The organism is Lysobacter sp. DMC104 (genome assembly GCF_056313665.1).
The window spans coordinates 15,327-33,797 of sequence record NZ_JBQUZW010000004.1; the positions used below are offsets into that span (position 1 = coordinate 15,327).

At 67.2% G+C, this 18,471-nt stretch carries 16 protein-coding genes and 1 tRNA gene; 8 read left to right on the plus strand and 9 right to left on the minus strand.

Translation table 11 applies throughout. From position 1 onward, the window contains the following. The first annotated feature begins 1 nt into the window (after position 1). The 5 genes from ACT53R_RS06975 to ACT53R_RS06995 all read left to right on the plus strand — a co-directional run bounded on the left by ACT53R_RS06975 (position 2) and on the right by ACT53R_RS06995 (position 4,265). Positions 2–487 carry a hypothetical protein gene (locus ACT53R_RS06975; RefSeq protein ID WP_476171139.1) on the plus strand — a complete coding sequence of 162 codons (486 nt, stop codon included), beginning with the start codon at positions 2–4 and terminating at the stop codon, positions 485–487. 91 nt (positions 488–578) lie between these two features. Beyond that, positions 579–1,019 carry a hypothetical protein gene (locus ACT53R_RS06980; RefSeq protein WP_476171140.1) on the plus strand — a complete coding sequence of 147 codons (441 nt, stop codon included), beginning with the start codon at positions 579–581 and terminating at the stop codon, positions 1,017–1,019. A gap of 179 nt (positions 1,020–1,198) precedes the next feature. Further along, positions 1,199–2,286, plus strand: a protein-coding gene (locus ACT53R_RS06985; protein ID WP_476171350.1) for an IS3 family transposase whose coding sequence is annotated in 2 segments (ribosomal slippage) — positions 1,199–1,457 and positions 1,457–2,286 — 1,089 coding nt in all. Because the reading frame shifts where the segments join, the coding sequence is not laid out codon by codon here. A 194-nt stretch (positions 2,287–2,480) separates the two neighbouring features. Continuing rightward, positions 2,481–2,564, plus strand: a tRNA-Leu gene (locus tag ACT53R_RS06990). 72 nt (positions 2,565–2,636) lie between these two features. Then, positions 2,637–4,265 (plus strand): FMN-binding glutamate synthase family protein, encoded by a 1,629-nt coding sequence (locus ACT53R_RS06995; protein ID WP_476171141.1) that lies wholly within the window; start codon positions 2,637–2,639, stop codon positions 4,263–4,265. Positions 4,266–4,406: 141 nt separating this feature from the next. Here ACT53R_RS06995 and ACT53R_RS07000 read toward each other — a convergent pair whose 3' ends face one another. The 4 genes from ACT53R_RS07000 to ACT53R_RS07015 all read right to left on the minus strand — a co-directional run bounded on the left by ACT53R_RS07000 (position 4,407) and on the right by ACT53R_RS07015 (position 9,873). Next, positions 4,407–6,338, minus strand: coding sequence for a DUF885 domain-containing protein (locus ACT53R_RS07000; RefSeq protein ID WP_476171142.1), 1,932 nt, complete (start codon positions 6,336–6,338; stop codon positions 4,407–4,409). 70 nt (positions 6,339–6,408) lie between these two features. Then, positions 6,409–7,179, minus strand: a complete 771-nt coding sequence (locus ACT53R_RS07005) for a queuosine precursor transporter (protein ID WP_476171143.1) — start codon at positions 7,177–7,179, stop codon at positions 6,409–6,411. Further along, entirely contained in the window at positions 7,176–7,880 is a 705-nt protein-coding gene (locus ACT53R_RS07010) for a DUF502 domain-containing protein (RefSeq protein ID WP_476171144.1), read from the minus strand. The genes ACT53R_RS07005 and ACT53R_RS07010 overlap by 4 nt, the downstream gene beginning before the upstream one ends. A gap of 55 nt (positions 7,881–7,935) precedes the next feature. Beyond that, a complete protein-coding gene (locus ACT53R_RS07015) occupies positions 7,936–9,873 on the minus strand; it encodes a bifunctional serine/threonine-protein kinase/formylglycine-generating enzyme family protein (RefSeq protein ID WP_476171351.1) in 1,938 nt (645 codons plus the stop codon). Between ACT53R_RS07015 and ACT53R_RS07020 the strand changes: the two genes are divergently transcribed. After that, positions 9,760–11,451, plus strand: a complete 1,692-nt coding sequence (locus ACT53R_RS07020) for a hypothetical protein (RefSeq protein WP_476171145.1) — start codon at positions 9,760–9,762, stop codon at positions 11,449–11,451. The two genes, ACT53R_RS07015 and ACT53R_RS07020, sit on opposite strands and share 114 nt — an antisense overlap. Here the strand turns inward: ACT53R_RS07020 and ACT53R_RS07025 are convergent. Further along, positions 11,448–11,936, minus strand: coding sequence for a DUF4442 domain-containing protein (locus tag ACT53R_RS07025; RefSeq protein WP_476171146.1), 489 nt, complete (start codon positions 11,934–11,936; stop codon positions 11,448–11,450). The two genes, ACT53R_RS07020 and ACT53R_RS07025, sit on opposite strands and share 4 nt — an antisense overlap. 6 nt (positions 11,937–11,942) lie before the next feature. After that, positions 11,943–12,806, minus strand: a complete 864-nt coding sequence (trxA, locus tag ACT53R_RS07030; RefSeq protein ID WP_476171147.1) for a thioredoxin — start codon at positions 12,804–12,806, stop codon at positions 11,943–11,945. Between the two features lie 179 nt (positions 12,807–12,985). On the opposite strand from trxA, the gene ACT53R_RS07035 reads away from it, so the two are divergent. After that, positions 12,986–13,597, plus strand: a complete 612-nt coding sequence (locus ACT53R_RS07035; protein WP_476171148.1) for a hypothetical protein — start codon at positions 12,986–12,988, stop codon at positions 13,595–13,597. Here the strand turns inward: ACT53R_RS07035 and ACT53R_RS07040 are convergent. The 3 genes from ACT53R_RS07040 to ACT53R_RS07050 form a co-directional block, all read right to left on the minus strand. After that, positions 13,584–13,835 carry a SemiSWEET transporter gene (locus tag ACT53R_RS07040; RefSeq protein WP_476171149.1) on the minus strand — a complete coding sequence of 84 codons (252 nt, stop codon included), beginning with the start codon at positions 13,833–13,835 and terminating at the stop codon, positions 13,584–13,586. The genes ACT53R_RS07035 and ACT53R_RS07040 overlap by 14 nt on opposite strands. Further along, on the minus strand, positions 13,835–15,193 hold the full coding sequence (locus tag ACT53R_RS07045; RefSeq protein WP_476171150.1) for a metal-dependent hydrolase family protein: 1,359 nt from the start codon (positions 15,191–15,193) through the stop codon (positions 13,835–13,837). The genes ACT53R_RS07040 and ACT53R_RS07045 overlap by 1 nt, the downstream gene beginning before the upstream one ends. An 87-nt stretch (positions 15,194–15,280) precedes the next feature. Further along, a complete protein-coding gene (locus tag ACT53R_RS07050) occupies positions 15,281–16,906 on the minus strand; it encodes a type IV secretory system conjugative DNA transfer family protein (protein WP_476171352.1) in 1,626 nt (541 codons plus the stop codon). A gap of 575 nt (positions 16,907–17,481) precedes the next feature. On the opposite strand from ACT53R_RS07050, the gene ACT53R_RS07055 reads away from it, so the two are divergent. Next, positions 17,482–18,402, plus strand: a complete 921-nt coding sequence (locus tag ACT53R_RS07055; protein WP_476171151.1) for a lytic transglycosylase domain-containing protein — start codon at positions 17,482–17,484, stop codon at positions 18,400–18,402. The last annotated feature ends 69 nt before the right edge of the window (positions 18,403–18,471 follow it).

Here is an 18,471-nt window from a genome sequence, read left to right on the forward strand (position 1 = left end):
AATGAGGAATGTCGCGATTTTTCTGCTGTGGACGCTACTTCCCGCATGCGCTGCAAATGCTTCGGGGGTTCGTCTCTTGAACGAATCCCTGAAGGGCTCGTATGACCGAAACGAGTCCGTGATCTTGGAAGTGGAGAACGATGGAAAAGACCCAGTCAATTTCTATTCCAATGCAGAAATACTTGATGACGGAGAGTGGGTCGCGTGGCCCTACGAGATAGAGCACGGTACGCCCGAAGGGTTGTCCGTTGTTCATCACGCCAAGGTACGGGAGAAGCTCAGGATTGTGTTGAATTTTCTTGAAATTTCTCCGCCGCTGCTTCCAGAAGGTGTGGCTCCGCGATGCGATAGGGCACCCTATTTCCGTTTTAGGGTTGTCGTTGATGGGAAAGTGAAGCAGGAGCTTTTTTCTAACCAGTTCAAGGTTGTTGATCCCTATGGCGCATGTTCCGAAGATGGGATATTCAAGCCTGCGACCCATCCGTAGGACCTGGTTCACTTTCAGGGCTCGCGCGGCCGAGCCTTGGGGAGCGAGAGTTCGTAGTGCGGCATGAGCTGGACGCGTGTAGGAAGGTCAAGTGAAAGTAGTGAAGTTGATTTTGGTTGCGATGTGGATCTTCTTTTTCTCTGGCTGCGCCAGCGCCGCCAGTGGGGTTCGCGTCGAGACAGTCAAGAAGAGCGACTCGCTTTATGCGATCACTGTAGAAAACAACGAAAGGGATGCTGTGAAGTTCTCTATCTCTGTCGAGATAAACGAGGGCGGGCAGTGGGCCGAGTATCCGCATCGGCTTGAGGATGGGTTGCTTGAGCCGCAGAGAAAGATTCATTTCTTGAAGGATGGAAGGGCGGCGAATTTTGTCTTGGATATTGAGCGAGATATCCGCGCATCCCCAGCTATACCTGCTGGTGAAAAGGAGCAAAGATCAACCCATCGCGCACGAATCAGGATCAAGCTGTTCGGCTCGGATGGGGGGCTGAAAATTGTCACATCTGACGAGTTCGACTTGCTTGTTCGATAAATCGTGGCTTGGTGTCGCCGTGACTATAGTTGTTGTGCGGTGACTCATGGAACGGTTATTTGTTCGGATGATGCGTGTTCCGGTCGATTGCGGATGCAAATAGGGAGGTGACGACGTCTCCCCGCTTTTGAGTAGCATCCGGATCTGGAGTCCAATTCCCCGGAGAGAGGAAATTGGACGTGAAGAAGCGATTTGCCGAAGAGCAGATCATCGGGTTTCTGCGTGAGGCCGAAGCGGGCCTGGCGGTGAAGGAGCTGCGCCGGCGGCACGGGTTCAGCGAGGCCTCGTACTATCAGTGGCGGAGCAAATTCGGCGGGATGAGCGTGTCCGAGGCCAAACCCCTGCGCGAGCTGGAGGCGGAGAATGCGCGCCTGAAGAAGCTGCTGGCCGAGTCGGTGCTGGAGAACGAAGTGATCAAGGAGGCGTTGCGAAAAAAGTGGTGACCGCGCGGGCGCGACGCGTGCTGGTGCGGCAGATGGTGGATCGTGGGCTGAGCGAGCGGCGTGTGCTGTCGGTGGTGCGCATGAGTGCCAGCGCCTTGCGCTACGCGCCGCGTGCCGATCGCGACGTGGACCTGCGGGAGCGGATCGTGGCGCTGGCCCAGCGCCATCGGCGCTACGGCGTGGGGATGATCCATCTGAAACTGCGGCAGGCGGGGGTGATGGTGAACCACAAGCGCGTGGAACGGTTGTACCGGCAGGCGCAGTTGCAGGTTCGCCGGCGCAAGCGCAAGAAGGTGTTGCCGGGCCAGCGGCAGCCGCTGGTGCGACCGACACGCGCGAACCAGGTCTGGTCGATGGACTTCGTCTTCGATCGGACCGCCGATGGCCGTGTGCTCAAGTGTCTGACGATCGTCGATGACGCGACGCACGAGGCGTTGTGCATCGAGGTGGAGCGTGCGATCTCGGGCCATGGCCTGGTCCGTGTGCTGGACCGACTGGCCCGCGTTCGCGGCTTGCCGGAGGTGATCCGGACGGACAACGGCAAGGAGTTCTGCGGCAAGGCGATGCTGGTCTGGGCGCACGGACGCGGCGTGAAGCTGCGCTTGATCGAGCCGGGTAAGCCGAATCAGAACGCATACATCGAATCGTTCAATGGCCGGCTACGCGACGAATGCCTCAACGAGCACTGGTTCACCCACCTGCTGCACGCACGGACGCTGATCGAACAGTGGCGACGGGAATACAACGAGGAGCGGCCAAAGAAGGCGTTGGGCGGGCTGACGCCGTCGGCCTACGCAGAACACATCAAAGGTCGGATACAGTAACCACGGACTCTAGATCGGCCCGCTACTCAAAGCGGGGAGACGTCGCCCCGTGCGGAACTAGCGCGACACGCAGTGAGCGGTTTCGTAGTCAGCCCTTTCCTGCATCACATCGGGCACCCTACGGGCACCAACTGCAACAGGCTCCGGATCTCTGATTCAAGAATTTCACGTAAGTAATTGTTTTAAAAAACTTTGCCCGGGTGGCGAAACGGTAGACGCAGGGGACTTAAAATCCCCCGACGCAGGTCGTGCGGGTTCGAGTCCCGCCCCGGGCACCAACGACGATGGCGTCGACGGGGAAAGGCGCGGTGCGCCGCACCGTTCGTCCGCCCCGACCCGGATCGCCCTGCATGTCGCGCTACGCCGCCTATCTCGCCAGCCTGCTCCTCACCCTGTCGTCCCTGTGTGCGGCGTCGTACTTCGGCGACGGTTGGTGGTGGGCGTTCGCGATCTTCGCCGCGTTGGCCGCGCTCGGCACACTGGATCTGCTGCAGACCCGCAGCACCCTGCGCCGCAACTATCCGATCCTCGCCCATTTCCGCTACGGGCTGGAGTCGATCGGCCCGGAGATGCGCCAGTACTTCATCGAGTCCGACACCGCGGAGGTGCCGTACTCGCGCCAGCAGCGTGCCTTGGTCTACCAGCGTGCGAAGTCGGTCAACGACACCCGCCCGTTCGGCACCCAGCAGGACGTGTACGGCGAGGAATACGAGTGGATCAACCACTCGATGATGCCGACGAAGATCGCCTCCGACGATTTCCGCATCCGGATCGGCGGTGACGGCGACGCGGCCTACGACGCCAGCGTGTTCAACATCTCGGCGATGAGCTTCGGCGCGCTGTCGGCCAATGCGATCCGCGCGCTCAACGCCGGTGCCAAGCGCGGCGGCTTCTACCACGACACCGGCGAGGGTTCGATCTCGCCGTACCACCGCGAGCACGGCGGCGATCTGGTCTGGGAAGTCGGCAGCGGCTATTTCGGCTGTCGCAACGACGATGGCACCTTCAGCGACGAGCGCTTCGCCGCGAACGCCGTCGACCCGCAGGTGAAGATGGTCGAGCTGAAGCTGTCGCAGGGCGCGAAGCCGGGGCACGGCGGTGTGTTGCCGGCGGCGAAGGTCAGTGCCGAGATCGCCGCGACGCGCGGCGTGAAGCAGGGCGTGGACTGCGTGTCGCCGGCGCGGCATTCGGCGTTCTCCACGCCGATCGAACTCCTCGAATTCGTCGCGAAGATGCGTGCGCTGTCGGGCGGCAAGCCGGCGGGCTTCAAGCTGGCGATCGGCCATCCGTGGGAGTGGTTCGCGATCGCCAAGGCGATGCAGGAGACCGGCCTGCTGCCGGATTTCATCGTCGTCGACGGCGGCGAGGGCGGCACCGGCGCCGCGCCGGCGGAATTCATCGACCACGTCGGCGTGCCGATGCACGAAGGCCTGATGCTGGTGCACAACACGCTCGTCGGCCTCGGTCTGCGCGATCGCGTGCGCGTCGGCGCGGCGGGGCGCATCACCAGCGCGTTCGATCTCGCACGCACGATGGCGCTCGGCGCCGACTGGTGCAACGCCGCGCGCGGCTTCATGTTCGCGCTGGGCTGCATCCAGGCGCAGAGTTGTCACACCGATCGCTGCCCGACCGGCATCGCGACGCAGGATGCCAGCCGCTGGCGCAAGCTCGACGTGCCCGACAAGGCGACGCGCGTGCACAACTTCCATCGCCACACGCTCAAGGCGCTGCGCGAAATGCTGTGCGCCGCGGGGCTGGAACATCCGTCGCAGCTCGGTCCGGAGCACATCCTGCGCCGCGTGTCGCCGACCGAAGTGCGCTCGCTCAACGTGCTGTACCGCTTCCTCGAACCCGGCGAACTGCTCGGCGGCCGCATCAGCGACCATGCCGTGTTCCGCGACTACTGGACGCTGGCACGGCCCGACACGTTCGCGCCCCCGGAGCGGCTGAGCGCGATACGTAGCAGCAAGGCGTATTGACGGCCTTTCGATCGCGTCTCGCCCCTCATCCGTCCTTCGGGCACCTTCTCCCCGCGGGCGGGGAGAAGGAAGATGCTGGAGCCCCGAACGCACGAAGGGCGGCCGAAGCCGCCCTTCGCGTGTTGCGTCATCGCATCGCGATCACTTCTTTTTCTGGCTCTCGATCCAGCGGTCGACCTTGGCGTCGAGGATGTCCAGCGGCACCGCGCCGTCGCCGAGGATCTCGTCGTGGAAGGCGCGGATGTCGAAGCGGCTGCCCAGCGCCTTCTCGGTGCGGGCGCGCAGTTCGGTGATCTTCATCTGGCCGGTCTTGTACGCCAGCGCCTGGCCGGGAATGGCCATGTAGCGTTCGGCTTCGGCAACGGCATCGACTTCGCTTACCGCCGAGTTCTCGCGCATGTAGGCGATCACCTGGTCGCGGGTCCAGCCCTTGCTGTGGAAGCCGGTGTCGACCACGAGGCGGATCGCGCGCCACAGTTCGTTCTGCAGCATGCCGACGTACATGTACGGATCGTCGAGCATGCCCAGCTCCTTGCCGATCGTCTCCGAATACAGGCCCCAGCCTTCGGCGAACGCGGTCTCGCCGCCGAAGCGGCGGAACTTCGGGATGCCCGTGAGCTCCTGCTGGATCGCGATCTGGAAGTGATGGCCGGGCTTGGCTTCGTGCAGGAACAGGTCCTCGCTGTCCCAGGTCTTGCGGCTGGGCAGGTCGTAGGTGTTCACGTAGAAGATGCCCGGACGGCTGCCGTCTTCGCTCGGCGACTGGTATTCGCCGCCGGCAGCGGACTGCGCGCGGAACGCTTCGACCGGGCGGATCTCGAAGCCGGCCTTCGGCATCAGGCGGAACTCGCGCTTGAGGCCGGGTTCGAGCTTGGCTTCGATGCTGCGGTAATGCGCGAGCAGCGCGTCTTCGGAGGCGAAGTCGAACTTCTTGTCGGTGTTGAGGTACTGGAAGAATTCCTGCAGCGTGCCCTTGAAGCCGACCTCCGCCATCACCTTGCGCATCTCGTCGTGGATGCGCGCGACCTCGCTCAGGCCGATCTTGTGCACTTCCTCCGGCGAGCGGCGGATCGACATGCTCTGGTAGGCGTTGAACGCGTACCACGCCTTGCCGTTGGGCAGGCCTTCCATGCCGGCGCTGTCGCGGCAGGCGGGCAGGTAGTCCTTGGCGATGAAGTCGCGCATGCGCTTGAACGCCGGCATGATCTCCTGCGCGATCATCGTGCGGTATTCGGCGGTGATGCGCGCCTTGTCGGCGTCGGAGAAGGTGGCCGGCAGGTTCCTGATCGGTCCCCAGAACAGGGTCTTCTCGGGATCGTCGTTGATCAGCGCGTCGAACTGCGGCAGCACCTTCACCATCAGTGCCTTCGGCTGCACCACGCCGGTGCGCATGCCTTCGCGCATGTTGACGATGGCCTGGTCGAAGATCGCCGGCATCTTGCCGCCGCGGGCGCGCCAGTCGTCGTAATCCTTCACGGTCTTGAACGGCTGCGCGCCGGTGCCGGAGCCCAGCTGCGCGGCGAAGCCGGCGAGGTTGGTGAACTGGTTCATCGGCATCAGGTAGCCGGGGAACTGCTCGCCTTCCAGCGTGTCCTTCGCGTTCTTCACGAAGATGTCGTAGCTCAGACGATCCTGGCCGCTCAAGCCATCGGGACCGACCGCCTCGATGCGCTTGAGCCAGCGCACGGTGAAGTCGTGCGACTGCTTGCGGTAGTCCTCGGTGAGGAAGTTCGGCAACTGGTCGTTGTAGCGCGGGTCGCCCTGGAACGTGGCCTGCAGCGGGCTGAGCTTGAGCGTCTCTTCCCAGTACTCGTCGTACAGGCGATTCAGCTGCTGCGCCCTGGATTCGGCGGCGGTCGCCTGCGCGGGGGCGGCAGCGAAGGCGGAAACGGGCAGGGCGCTGGCACTGGCCAGCACCACCGCGACGGCGAGCGCGAGCAGCGCGGGCCGGCGGGCGGAAGCGTTCGAGGACATGGGAGACTCCGGGCGTGGAAGGAACGCGCCTGCGGGCAGGGTGCGGCCGCAGGTCGATGGAAGCCCGGGGAGGGTCGCGCGAATCGCCGGTCGCGGCATCGGCCAAAGGTCACTGCGGGGACCGGGGTGCCGAAGCGCCAAGACCGGCAAGGTCCGGCAACGCCGTCGATCAGTGCGCGGCCTGGTGGCGCAGTTGTTCGGCGCGTTCCTTGCCGAGGTAGGCGTCGATCGCGCGGCGCATCACGTACAGCAGCGGGATCAGCGCGACCGCGGCCAGCATCTTGTAGGCGTAGTTCACGCTGCTGACCGCGAGGAACAGCGACATCGGCCAGTGCTGCGGACCGAGCACGAACGCGATGTAGAGCACCACGAAACTGTCGACGAGCTGCGACACCGCCGTGGAACCCGTCGCGCGCAGCCAGACGTGGCGCTCGCCGGTGAGGCGGCGGATGCGGTGGAACACCGACACGTCGATCAGCTGGCCAAGCAGGAACGCGAGCACCGAACCGGCGATGGTCCACAGGCCCTGGCCGAACACGGCGGCGTAGGCTTTCTGGTAATCGGGCACGCCCTGCGTCTGCACCGCCTCGACCCACCAGCCTGCGGGCGAGAGATGGATCGCCGCGAACGCGAACAGGAAGGCATACAGGATCAGCACCACCGCGATCCACGAGATCATGCGCACGCCGCGGGTGCCGAAGAATTCGTTGATCACGTCGGTGAACACGAACACGATCGGCCACAGCAGCGTGCCGGCGGTGAAGCTCAGCGAACCGGTCTGGCCGAACAGGTTCCACTCCAGCGGCGCGATGCCCAGCGTGTCTTCCAGCGCGAAGATCTTCACACCGATGAATTCGGCCAGCACGGCGTTGACGCAGAAGAACGCGGCGAGCGCGATGAACAGCCGGGTCGCACGGTCGTGCAGGAGATGTGCGCTCATGCGGGCGTCTGCTCCGTGGTCGCGGATGCGGCCGCTGCGGCGGCCGGCGGCGTGAAGGGGATGGTCTCCGGCGCCACGGCACCGCCGCTGATGATGAAGTTCATCGCCTGGTCCACGGTCCAGTCGGTCGGGGTCATGCGCTCCACCGGCACGATCTCCAGATAGCCGGACGTCGGGTTCGGCGTGGTCGGGACGTAGACCGCGGCCAGTTCGCGCCCGGTGCCAGCCTCGCGCATCACGCGGGTGACGAAGCCCAGCGTCTTCATGTCGTGGTGCGGGAAGTCGATCAGCACCACGCGCTGGGTACCGTCGGGCTTGGTCTGCAGGATGTCCAGCAGCTTGCGCGCGCTGCCGTAGACGGTGCTGGCCAGCGGGATGCGCCCGATCAGCGCCTCGAACCAGCCCAGCAGGCGCTGGCCCAGCACGCGCCGGGTCAGCCAGCCGGCGACCAGTACGGTGCCGACGGTGGCGATCAGCCCGAGGGCGGTCTTCACCCACGCCTGCGCCAGCCAGCCCAGCGTCTTCGGAGACGACAGCGCCAGCGATTGCAGCAGCGGATCGATGAACGGCCTGCTGAGGTCCGACAGCATCACGAACACGAACTTGATCACCACCCACGTCAGCCAGATCGGCAACAGGGTGAGCAATCCGGCGATGAACAGGCCCTGCAACCGGCGGCCGAACGTGGGAGGCGTGGACATGCGGGGATTGTAGGGCGGGCCTTGGCCCGCCGTCTCGACGCGGCACCCGCGCCGATCACATCTCGCGAACCAGCCGGAAGCTCACGTCGTCGTAGCCGCGGGCGGCCTCCAGCGGGCGGCCGCCGCCGGCGCCGCGCCAACTGCGCCCGGAGGTCATGTGCCGCACGCAACTGCCGCCGGCGCAGTCGCTCAGCCACTCGGCCACGGGCTTGCCGCTGTCGTTGCGGGCCGCAGCCTGCGCCTCGGCGGCGGTGGGCAGTCGATAGTGGTAGCGGCCGCGCCCGCTCTGCCAGCGGGCATACGCCTCGGCGTCCTGCCAGGACACGCAGACCACGGGATGGCTGGTGCTCTGGTCGAAGCCCGGCGCGTCCCAGGTGCGCGGCGCCAGCACCCGCAGCAGCGACGCCTTCTCGCGGCACAGCGACGCCGCACGGTTGGTGGCCTTCGCGAATTCGGCGTACTCGGCACGGCTGATCGACGAGCGCGACACTGCGACCAGCTTGCCCCCGGCCTGCACCAGCGTCATGTCACCCGTGGTGTCGGCCAGTCGATCGCCCGGCTGCGCGATCTTGCCGACGCGGGACTGCAGCGACGCGAGTTGCGCGCCATCGATGCCGATGCTGCGCGCCGAGGCCAGCAGGCGCTGCGCGGCAGCCTTGTCGGACTTGGCCTGGGCCTGGTCGAGCCGCGCCGTCAGCGTCGTCGACAGCCGCTTGCGCATCTGGGTCATCTGCGCCGCGCCGCGCTCGCGGTCCTGTTCGGCGAGACGGGTCATGCGGCTCAGCAGGTCGCGCAGCAGCGGTTCCTCGGCCTTGCCGAGGTGTTGCTCGGCTTCGTCGCCCAGCGCGGCGAACACGCGGTTGCTGACATCCTGCAGGCCGAGGTGGCTGGGATCGGTGCGCCAGGCGGCCATGACGCTTTCGTAGGCGTTGTCGCCGGCCGGCGCGATCAGCCGGCGCTGCTGCAACTGGCGCTTGGCATCGTCCATCAACCCCTGGGCGGCGGAGTCCGGCGCGGCGCGCAGCAGCGACTCGGTGGGATCGATCTCCGGCGCGCCGAGCGTGGGATCGAGGCCGGCGCTGCCGGGCGTGGCCGTTGCGGCAGCGTGCGGCCCGGGCGCGATCGCCGCCAGCGCGCGCTGGCTGTTGCGTTCGTCCAGTCGCACCAGCCCGGCGATACCGCCCGCGAGCGCGGCCACGACGACCGCCGCGATCGCCAGCTGGCGTGCGCCGGTGCGGCTGCGCAGGCGCGCGAAGGCCGCGCGCAGCGGCTGCTTCTGTGCATGCGGCACGGCGCGCATGGCATCGAGCATGTCCTGCGCGTCGGTGAAGCGTTCGCCCGGGGTCTTGCCGAGGGCGCGGTCGAAGAACCGCTGCCACTGCGCGAGGTGTGCAGGCAGGCGCGGGATCGGGTCCTGCACGTGCTTCAGTGCCATCGACAGGCCGTCGTGGGCCTTGTACGGCAGACTGCCGGTAAGCATTTCCCAGGCCAGCACGCCCAGGCTGTAGAGGTCGGCACGCAGGTCGACGTCGCCGCCGCGGGCCTGCTCCGGCGCCATGTACGCGGTGCTGCCGACGGCGACGCCGGCGGTGGTCACGCGCGCGCCGTAGCCGCGGCGCAGGGCGATGCCGAAGTCGGTCAGCATCGGCCGCTCGGCTTCGTCGAACAGCACGTTCTCGGCCTTCACGTCGCGATGCACCACGCCGCGGCCGTGGGCGTAGGCCAGCGCCGACAGCAGGACTTCGAGGATCTCGCGCACCCGGCTCTCGTCGCGGGTGAGATTGCGCCGGCCGAGATGGCCGCGCGGGAACACCGGCATGACGTAGTAGGGCTGGCCCTCGGCAGTGCGACCGACCTCGTGGATGCGGACGATGTGCGGATGGTCGAGGCGGGCGATGGTGCGGGCCTCGTTCTCGAACCGGCGACGGCCGGTTTCGTCGGTCACCACTTCCTGGCGCATGACCTTGATCGCCACGTCCCGGCCCAGCGACAGCTGCTGGCCGAGGTACACGGTGGACATGCCGCCATAGCCAAGCACGCGGATCAGCCGATACCCGGCGATATCCGGCATGCCCTCCTGAGGCTCCGTTCGCGTCGATCCCATCTCGATTTTCCCCTGTTTCACCTGCGAGGATACCCGCCCGGGACGGCGTCGGGAATCGGCCCTTCCCGCCCGATCCATGACGGGATTCTCATCCTTTCGAACGCGAGGGAGCGGGGCATGCGGAAATGGGCAATGGTCCTAGGCGGCACCGCGGTGGCCGTCACATTCGTGGGCGTCGCGCTGTGGACCGTTTCGAGGATCCGCGGCCCGAGCCCGGCCCAGCGGGCGGCCGTGGTCGAACTGTCCGCCCTGCCGGCGCTGAACGGGCCGAACGCGTTCCAAACGCTGTGGCAGCTGGCCTACGCCATCCCGGCGGGGGAACGGGACGCGGTCTTCGCCGAGGACGTGCGCCGCTGGAAGGCCACCGCCAGGGACGCGGCCGCGCTGTCCGAGCCGGCGAGCGTGGCGGTCGGACGTTACCCGGACACGCTGTCCGAGGCGGACCGCGAACACCTGTGCGCCTCTGGCCGCGAATGCCTGGCGCAGGTGCAGGCCGATCCCGCGGCCTACGCCGATGTGGTCGCCCGCCACCGCGACTGGTTCGACCGGATGGAATCGCTGTCGGCCTATGCCGGCTTGCGCGACCCGTTCGGCTATCCCGCCGCGATGCCGTTGCCGCAGCATCTCCAGAACGGCGGCCAGCTGCGCACCCGCTATGCGCTCGATTTCGTCCAGGGACGGCGCGAGGTCGCCTTCGACGGCGCCTGCCGGGCGATCGCGACGTGGCGGCGGCTCGGCGCGAACAGCGACACCCTGATCGCGCGCCTCGTGGCCGCCGGGCATGTCCGCGCGAGCTATGCCGACCTGTTCCTGTCGATGCTGGCGCAGGTGCCGCGCGACTTCGTGCTGCCATCGTCGTGCGAGGCGGCCTTCGCACCGCCGACGGCGGGCGAGTTCTCGCTGTGCGATGCCGCTCGCGGCGAGTTCGCCTACGTGCGCTCCAGCACTTCAAGCGCCTTGCGACAGCGTGCGACGTCGGGCCTGGTGCATCGCGTCTCCGATCCGCTGATGTTCGACGAGGACATGGCCGTCGCCGAGCAGGCGATGCGGCTTTTGCCGTTTTGCGCGCCGGAGACCACCGCGAAGATCCGGGCGGACGTCCGCTTCAAGGTCGTCCATCCCCCGGAGATGTCGTTCGTGCGGCTGGAGTGTGCCTCAGACGTTGCCGGCTGCATCCTCGGCGAAATCGCGAAGTCCGGCGACAACGACTACGCCGCGCAGATCGAGGACACGAACGCGCGCATCCGCCTCGTCGCCGAACTGTTGCGTCTTCGCGCCGAAGCGTCGGACACGGGCCCGGTGCTGGAACGTCTCGAAGCGCGGCATGCCGCGATCGGCGCGGCCTCGCGGAAGCTTCGCCTGATCGACGACGGCCGCGCGCTATGCCTCGACAGTTACCGCGTGCGTCCCGACGAACCGTGCTGGCGGGTGCCGCTGCCGCCGTATTTCCAGGCGGCGTCGCACTAATCGGCTGTCGTCTGCGCCGTGTCCGCGTCGCGGCGCTTGCGGCGGATGTAGAGCTGCTTACGCGTGCGGGCGACGACCTCGCCCGAAGCGTCGACCACGTCGGTATCGAACCAGTGCAGGTATTTCTCGCCGCCGGCGGTCGCGGTGCGGATGGTGTCGAGCGTCGTGTCGTCCAGCGCGAAGCGGGCGCGCACGGTGCCGCGCCCGGGCTTGCGGAACACGATCTCGCCGGCCTTGTCCCAGACGATGTAGTCGCGACCCAGCGCGTGGATCGCGAGCAACATCCAGAACGGATCGGTCATCGAAAACAGGCTGCCGCCGAAGTGCGTGCCGACGTAGTTGCGGTTCCACCAGTGCGCGCGCAGTTCGACTTCGGCGCTGCGCCAGTCCTCGCCGATGCTGCGCACGCGCACGCCGGCAAACAGGTAGGGCGGCCAGAGATTCAGGATGCGCCGCAAGGTGCGCGGCGACAGGGCACGCGGCATCGCCGGTCAGACCAGCAGCAGCGCCGACATCTTCCGGCGGTAGCGACCGACGAGGTCTTCGTCCTCGATCACCCGGAACGCGTCGATCAACGCCTTGCGCGGCAGGCCGTCGTCGAAGGTGCGGTCGCGGCGCAGCATCTCGATGAACTGCTCCAGGCCTTCCTCGGAACGGCCGGCCACGAGATGGCGCACGCCCAGCAGGTGGCGGGCGCGCAGGTCGCCGGCGTCGGCGTCGATCGCGGCCTGCAGCGCGTCGACGGACGGCGCGTCCTTCAGCAGGGTCGCGAAGCCAAGGCGGGCGCGGGCGCGCACGGCGCGGTCGTCGGTGGCGAGGTTGGCGGGCAGGGCGTCGAGCAGGCGTTCGGCCTCGTCGGCGACGCCGGCCTGGAGCAGGGCGAGCGCAAGATCGAGCTTGAGTTCGCCCTTGTCGGGCTCGGCGGCCAGGGCTTCGCGCAGGCGCGCGACCTCGGCCTGCGGGTCGATGGCGGCCGGCTCGGCGACTTCCGCTTCGGCGGGTTCGACGGCACTGGGCTCGATGCCGTGGTGCTTCAGGAACTCGCGCAGCTGGCCCTCGGGCAGGGCGCCCTGGAAACCGTCCACGAGCTGCCCGTCCTTCACCAGCACGACGGTCGGGATCGACCGGATCTGGAACGCCGCGCCCAGTTCCTGCTCGGCTTCCACGTCGACCTTCGCCAGCCGGAACGCGCCGCCGAACTCCTCGGCCAGCTTTTCCAGGATCGGTCCCAGCGTCTTGCACGGCTGGCACCAGTCCGCCCAGAAATCGATCAGCACGGGCGTCTGCAGGGATCGCTGCAGGACTTCGGCCTCGAAGTTCTGTGCGGTGGCGTCGAAGACGTGGAGGGCGGTCATGGCGGATTCCGTCGGCGGGGGCCGTCATCATGGCGGCGGCGGCGCGGGATTCCAAGGCGCGATCGCGGCAGAAGACCGCAGGATGCGGCGGTTCGCCGCGATGGCGTGGCTATACTGCCGCCCCCGTCACGGCGGCCTGCATGGTGCTGTCCGACCGGATTCATTCGACCGGAGCCCCGATGTCGTCATCGTCCTCGTCCCGCTGGCCGATCCTCGCCGGTCGCATCGCGCTGCCGCTGTTCGTCGCGGTGTCGCTGGCCTGCGGCGCATCGCCGGCCGTGCGCGCGACCGGATTCGTGCAGTCGGGGCATCCGCTGGCCTGGCTGGGCGCGATCGGCATGCCCGGAGCGGTGTGGTTCAACGTCGCCGGTTTCGGGCTCTGCGGCGTGCTGGTCGCGATCGCGCTGTGGCCGCTGCGTGCGGCGCTGCCGTCGTCGGCGCGCTGGACGGCGCGGATCGGCACGCAGGTGCTGTGGTTGTCGGCGGTGGCGTTCGCGGCGCAGGGCGTGTGGCCACTCGATCCGCGCCAGCCGGACGGCCTCGCCACCGGGCTGCATGGCGCGGCATGGACGCTGTGGTGGCTGGCTTTCGCCGTCGGCGGCCTGTCGTGGGCGATGACGCACGGCGTCCGCGGGCGACGCGTCACCGGAGCGGCTGCGCTGCTCCTGCCCGCCTGCGCGGTCGCGGGCGGGGCGTTGGTCGCACCGGCGCTGGCCGAACGCCTGGCGTTCGGCCTGTGGCTGGCGTGGACGGCCTGGATCGCAGGCCGCCTGCCGCCTAGCCGTGCTTGAGCTTCAGGCCGAGGATCGTTGCCGACAGCAGGAAGGTCACCACGTTCGCAAGGATCATCGGGATCGAGTGCAGCGCGATGCCGTAGACCAGCCACATCGCGACGCCGACGGTGAACACCACGTACATGCCCAGCGAGAGCCCGCTGGTGTCGCGGCTGCGGATGGTCTTCACCGCCTGCGGCACGAACGACAGCGTGGTCATCGTCGCCGCCACGTAACCGGCCCATTCCATCGACATCAGCGCGCCTCCGCGTCGTGGTCGCGGTCGTCGCGGCCGTGATCGTCGCGATAGATCACGCCGTCCTTCATCACGAAGTCGACCTGCATCGTCACCGCGATGTCCGCCAGCGGGTCGCCGGGCACCGCCACGATGTCGGCGCGCTTGCCCGGTTCGATCACGCCCTGGTCGTCCACGCCCAGCACCTGCGCGGCGTAGAACGTGGCCGATTGCAGCGCGTACGACGCCGGGATGCCGGCGTCGACCATGTACCCGAATTCACGGGCGTTCTCGCCGTGCGGACCCACGCCCATGTCGGTGCCGAAGGCGATCTTCACGCCGGCCTTGTACGCCTTCGCCGCGGTGTCCTGGATCAGCGCGCCGATGCGCGCGGCCTTCGGGCGGATGACCTCGGGGAAATAGCCGTCGATCTTCGCCTTGTCGGCGACGAAGCGGCCGGCGGTGATCGTCGGCACGTACCACGTGCCCTTCTGCTTCATCAGCGCCATGATCTCGTCGTTCATGTACGTGCCGTGCTCGATGCTGGTCACGCCCGCGAGCACCGCGCGCTTCATGCCTTCGGCGCCGTGCGCGTGCGCGGCGACGCGGTAGCCGTAGTCCTTCGCGGTGTCGACGACCGAGCGGATCTCGTCGACCGTGAACTGCGGTGCATCGCCGGAGCGTGCGTAGCTCAGCACGCCGCCGGTGGCGGTGATCTTGATGACGTCGCTGCCGTCCTTGTAGCGCTGGCGCACGGCCTGGCGGGCTTCGTCGACGGAGTTGATCACGCCCTCGGTGGGGCCGGGCGGGCCGACGAGGTGCGACAGCGTCGCGTTGTAACCGTTGGTGGGGTCGGCGTGGCCGCCGGTGGTGGCGATGGCGGTGCCCGCGGCCCAGATGCGCGGGCCCGGGATCAGGCCCTGGTTCACGGCATCGCGGATGTGCAGCGCCGGCGTGCCGCCGAGGTCGCGCACGCTGGTGAAGCCGGCCATCAGCGTGCGTCGGGCGAACGCCACGCCGCGCAGCGCGAAGTCGACCTGGTCGAGCCGGAATTCCTCTTCGTAGCTCTTCGGGCTGGACTGGTCGCTGAGGTGCACGTGCAGATCGGTCCAGCCGGGCGTGCAGGTCTGGCCGGAGAGGTCGATGCGGGTCGCGTTCGCCACCGGTTCGCTGCGGCCCGACAGCACTTCCGCGATCTTGCCGGCGCGCACGACGATCGTGCGCGGGCCGATCAGCTTGCCGCTGCGGCTGTCGAAGACCTGGCCGCAGTCGAGCGCGTAATCGGGCGTCGAATCCGCGGCGGACGCGATGGCGGGAACAAGTGCGGGAACCAGGGCGCAGGCCAGCGCGAGCGCGCCGGCGAGAGGGGAACGAGGCATGGCGGGACTCCCGGAAGACGTCCCGCGATCATAGCCGGTCGCGTCGCGACCGGCGTCAGGCACGGGGCAGGCAAACCGCCCGTGCGATCAGAGCTTGATGTCCATCGGCGCGACCTTCACCGCCGGCAGGAGGCGCTGGGTGAAGTACTTGTCCTGGAAGTACTTGATCTTGTCGCACATCACCGGATGCGGGATGCCTTCGTAGAAGAAGATCTCCTTGTCGAAGCCGATCGCCTTCAGTTCCTGCGGCAGCATCAGCGCGCGACGCTCCTCGGACTCGCTGCGGCTGAATTCGCGGCCGCGGGTGAAGCTGTCCTTGCGCACGGTGGTGTAGCCGAGCATCTCGGAGTAGTCGTTGGCATCCTGCTGCTCGCGCGGCGCGTAGACGATCTGCAGCGCGTGGTTGGTGATCATCGTGCGCGACAGGTCCTTGCCGTACGTTGCGTCCAGCTGCGACATGCTCTGGATGATCGGCAGCAGGCGGATGTTGTAGCCCGCCATGTACGACACCGCGGTGGAGATGATGTCGACCTTGCCGATGGAGGTGAATTCGTCCATCAGCAGCAGGCACTGGTGCTTCAGCTCCTTGTTGTTCTGCGGCAGCTCCTTGGTGTTGATGTTGATGAGTTGGCTGAAGAACAGGTTGATGATCAGCCGGCTCTCGGCCAGCTTGTTCGGCTGGATGCCGATGTAGATCGTCATCTTCTTCTTGCGCACGTCGGTGAGCAGGAAGTCGTCGGCGCTGGTCACCGCGTCGAGGATCGGATTGATCCACGCGTTCAGCGGTTCCTTGAACGTGCCGAGGATGGAGGCGAAGGTCTCGTCCGCCTGCGACAGCATGCCGGCGAACGCGGTCTTGGCGTGGCTGCTGAGGAACGGGCGCTGCGACAGGTCCTTGAGGAAGGGCTTGAGTTCCTGCTTGCCGTCGCCGGAGGACAGGCGATAGATCGCGCCGATGGTCGGCGGCTTGGAGAACGGGAAGCCGATCTTCTGGTCGTCGTCGTACTTCTCGAACAGGTACAGCGCGAAGGCCATGAACGCGTTGCGGGCCTGGCTCACCCAGAACTTCTGATCCTCGGCACCGTCGGGATAGAGCATCGCCGCGATGCTCATCAGGTCGGAGACGCGGAACGCCGGATCGTTGGAGACGTAGGTCAGCGGGTTCCAGCGATGGCTGCGGCGGTCTTCCGCGAACGGGTTGAACAGGAAGATCTCGTGGCCGACGCTGGCGCGCCAGCCGCTGGTCAGGTCGAAGTTCTCCTGCTTGATGTCCAGGACCACCATCGATTCCTGGTAGTCGAGCAGGTTCGGGATCACGATGCCCACGCCCTTGCCCGAGCGGGTCGGCGCGGCGAGGATCACGAACTGCTGGCCGCCCAGCCGCACCAGCTTGCCGCCGAACTTGCCGACGACGATGCCGTTCTTGTGCGGCTTGAACATGTCCTTGGCGGCCAGGTCGCCGCTGGTGGCGAAGCGGGCGTCGCCGTGCAGCGTCCGCTGCCTGGGCATCAGCGCCATGATCGTCAGCACCAGCCAGCCGCCGACCGGCAGGCCGAAGCCGATCGCGCCTGCCATCTTGATCTTCTTGGCGTAGGGCAGGACCTGCGGCTGGTGGATGGCCTGGAAGTAGGTCAGCCAGGTGTTCCAGTGCGGTTTGCTGCCATGCAGCTTCAGCATCATCAGGATGATGTAGCCCGACAGGTACAGGCCCATGGCGATGGCGGCGACCAGCAGGACGCCGAGGAAGGCCACTTTGGCCTTGGTGTTGGAGGAGTCGTTGCTCACGGGGTGGCGTCCTGCGAAGACCCAGGGATCCGGAAAAGGGAAGGGCGGAGGTGTCCGGCGGGCCGGGATGGAGTGGCGATCGGGCGGCGTCCCGCCCCTGCATGGTCGCCGGGAACGGACGGCCGAAGGGGGCGGAAACGGGAAGGCGAGGCCATGTGCGGAATCGTTTCAGTTGCAACCGTTTCCAGCGCCCGCGTCATGCCGTGCATCCCCTTTCGACGGAAAGCGATCTTACGGCATCGGCAGGGGGCTGCCGCAACCGTTTCGACGACGCGCTGCGTGGTGCCCGAATTGGATACGCCAGCGTGCGTTACGAGCCAAATCTGAGACGTAGTGCGTGCTTTCAGGTATGATTGTCTCGCAAGTTTCGTTGACAGTCCCGCCGGGGCTGTGGACTATTGCCGAGGGGAAATGGAGACGTCGGGCATGTCCCGTCACATCGATCACAACCGCTGCATGACGGACGCAGCCGAGAATAAGGAGGGGGCGCCTTGTTGCCGGGAATGGAGCTGATGGGCTGCCAGGGGCTGTCCGTGCCGAACGAAGTCATGCACCACGTGGTGCAGGTCGAGTCGGCGTTCAATCCGTACGCCATCGGCGTCGTGGGCGGCCGCCTCGTGCGCCAGCCCCGCAATCTTCCCGAAGCCCTCGCCACCGTCCGCATGCTCGAAGGCCGCGGGTTCAACTTCTCGCTCGGTCTGGCCCAGGTCAACCGCTACAACCTCAGCAAGTACGGGATCGATTCCTACGAAAAGGCGTTCGAGCCCTGCACGAACCTGACGGCGGGGTCCAAGATCCTCGCCGAGTGCTACCACCGCGCGGCCGGCGACTGGGGCAAGTCCTTCAGTTGTTACTACTCCGGCAATTTCTCGACCGGGTTCCGCCACGGTTACGTCCAGAAGATCTACGCCTCCCTGCGGCAAGGCCGTGCGGGCGATGCCGACGCCGGCTCCCCGGCCATCGAGGTCGTCGGACGCGCTGCGCGGCGTTCGGTTCCGGTCAGTCGTTTCCCGCTCTACAACGCCGCGCCTGGCGCGGAAGCTCCGTCCCTTCCGGTGCCGGCTGGCGTTCCCGCCCCGGCGGCGGTTGCCTCCGCTCGCCCGTCCCGTGCCGAGCCAGTGCCTTCCCGGTTTGCGTCTGTACTGGCGTCCGCCGAGGCGGACGCGCCGCCGCAGATGCCCGAGCCGGCGATGCCTGCCCCTGCCTCCGTGGTCGCCCGTGCGGTCCCGACGCCGGTGCCCGCCCCGGAGGCCGCAGCCCCGATCGGTCGCGCCGTGCCCACCGCCAGCGTCGGTGTGGCGCGTGCAGTGGTCGCCGAGGCCGCGCCGACGCCCGAGGCCGCCGCGCCGAAGCGCCGCGAGCGCGGGTCGGACAAGGCCTTCGTCATCAGCGACCCGAAACAGGACGACGCATTCGTATTCTGATGTTCCATCCAGGCGTCACGGCCATCCCGTCGATGGTCGGGCGCGTTCCAGCCCAGGCAATGCCGCTAC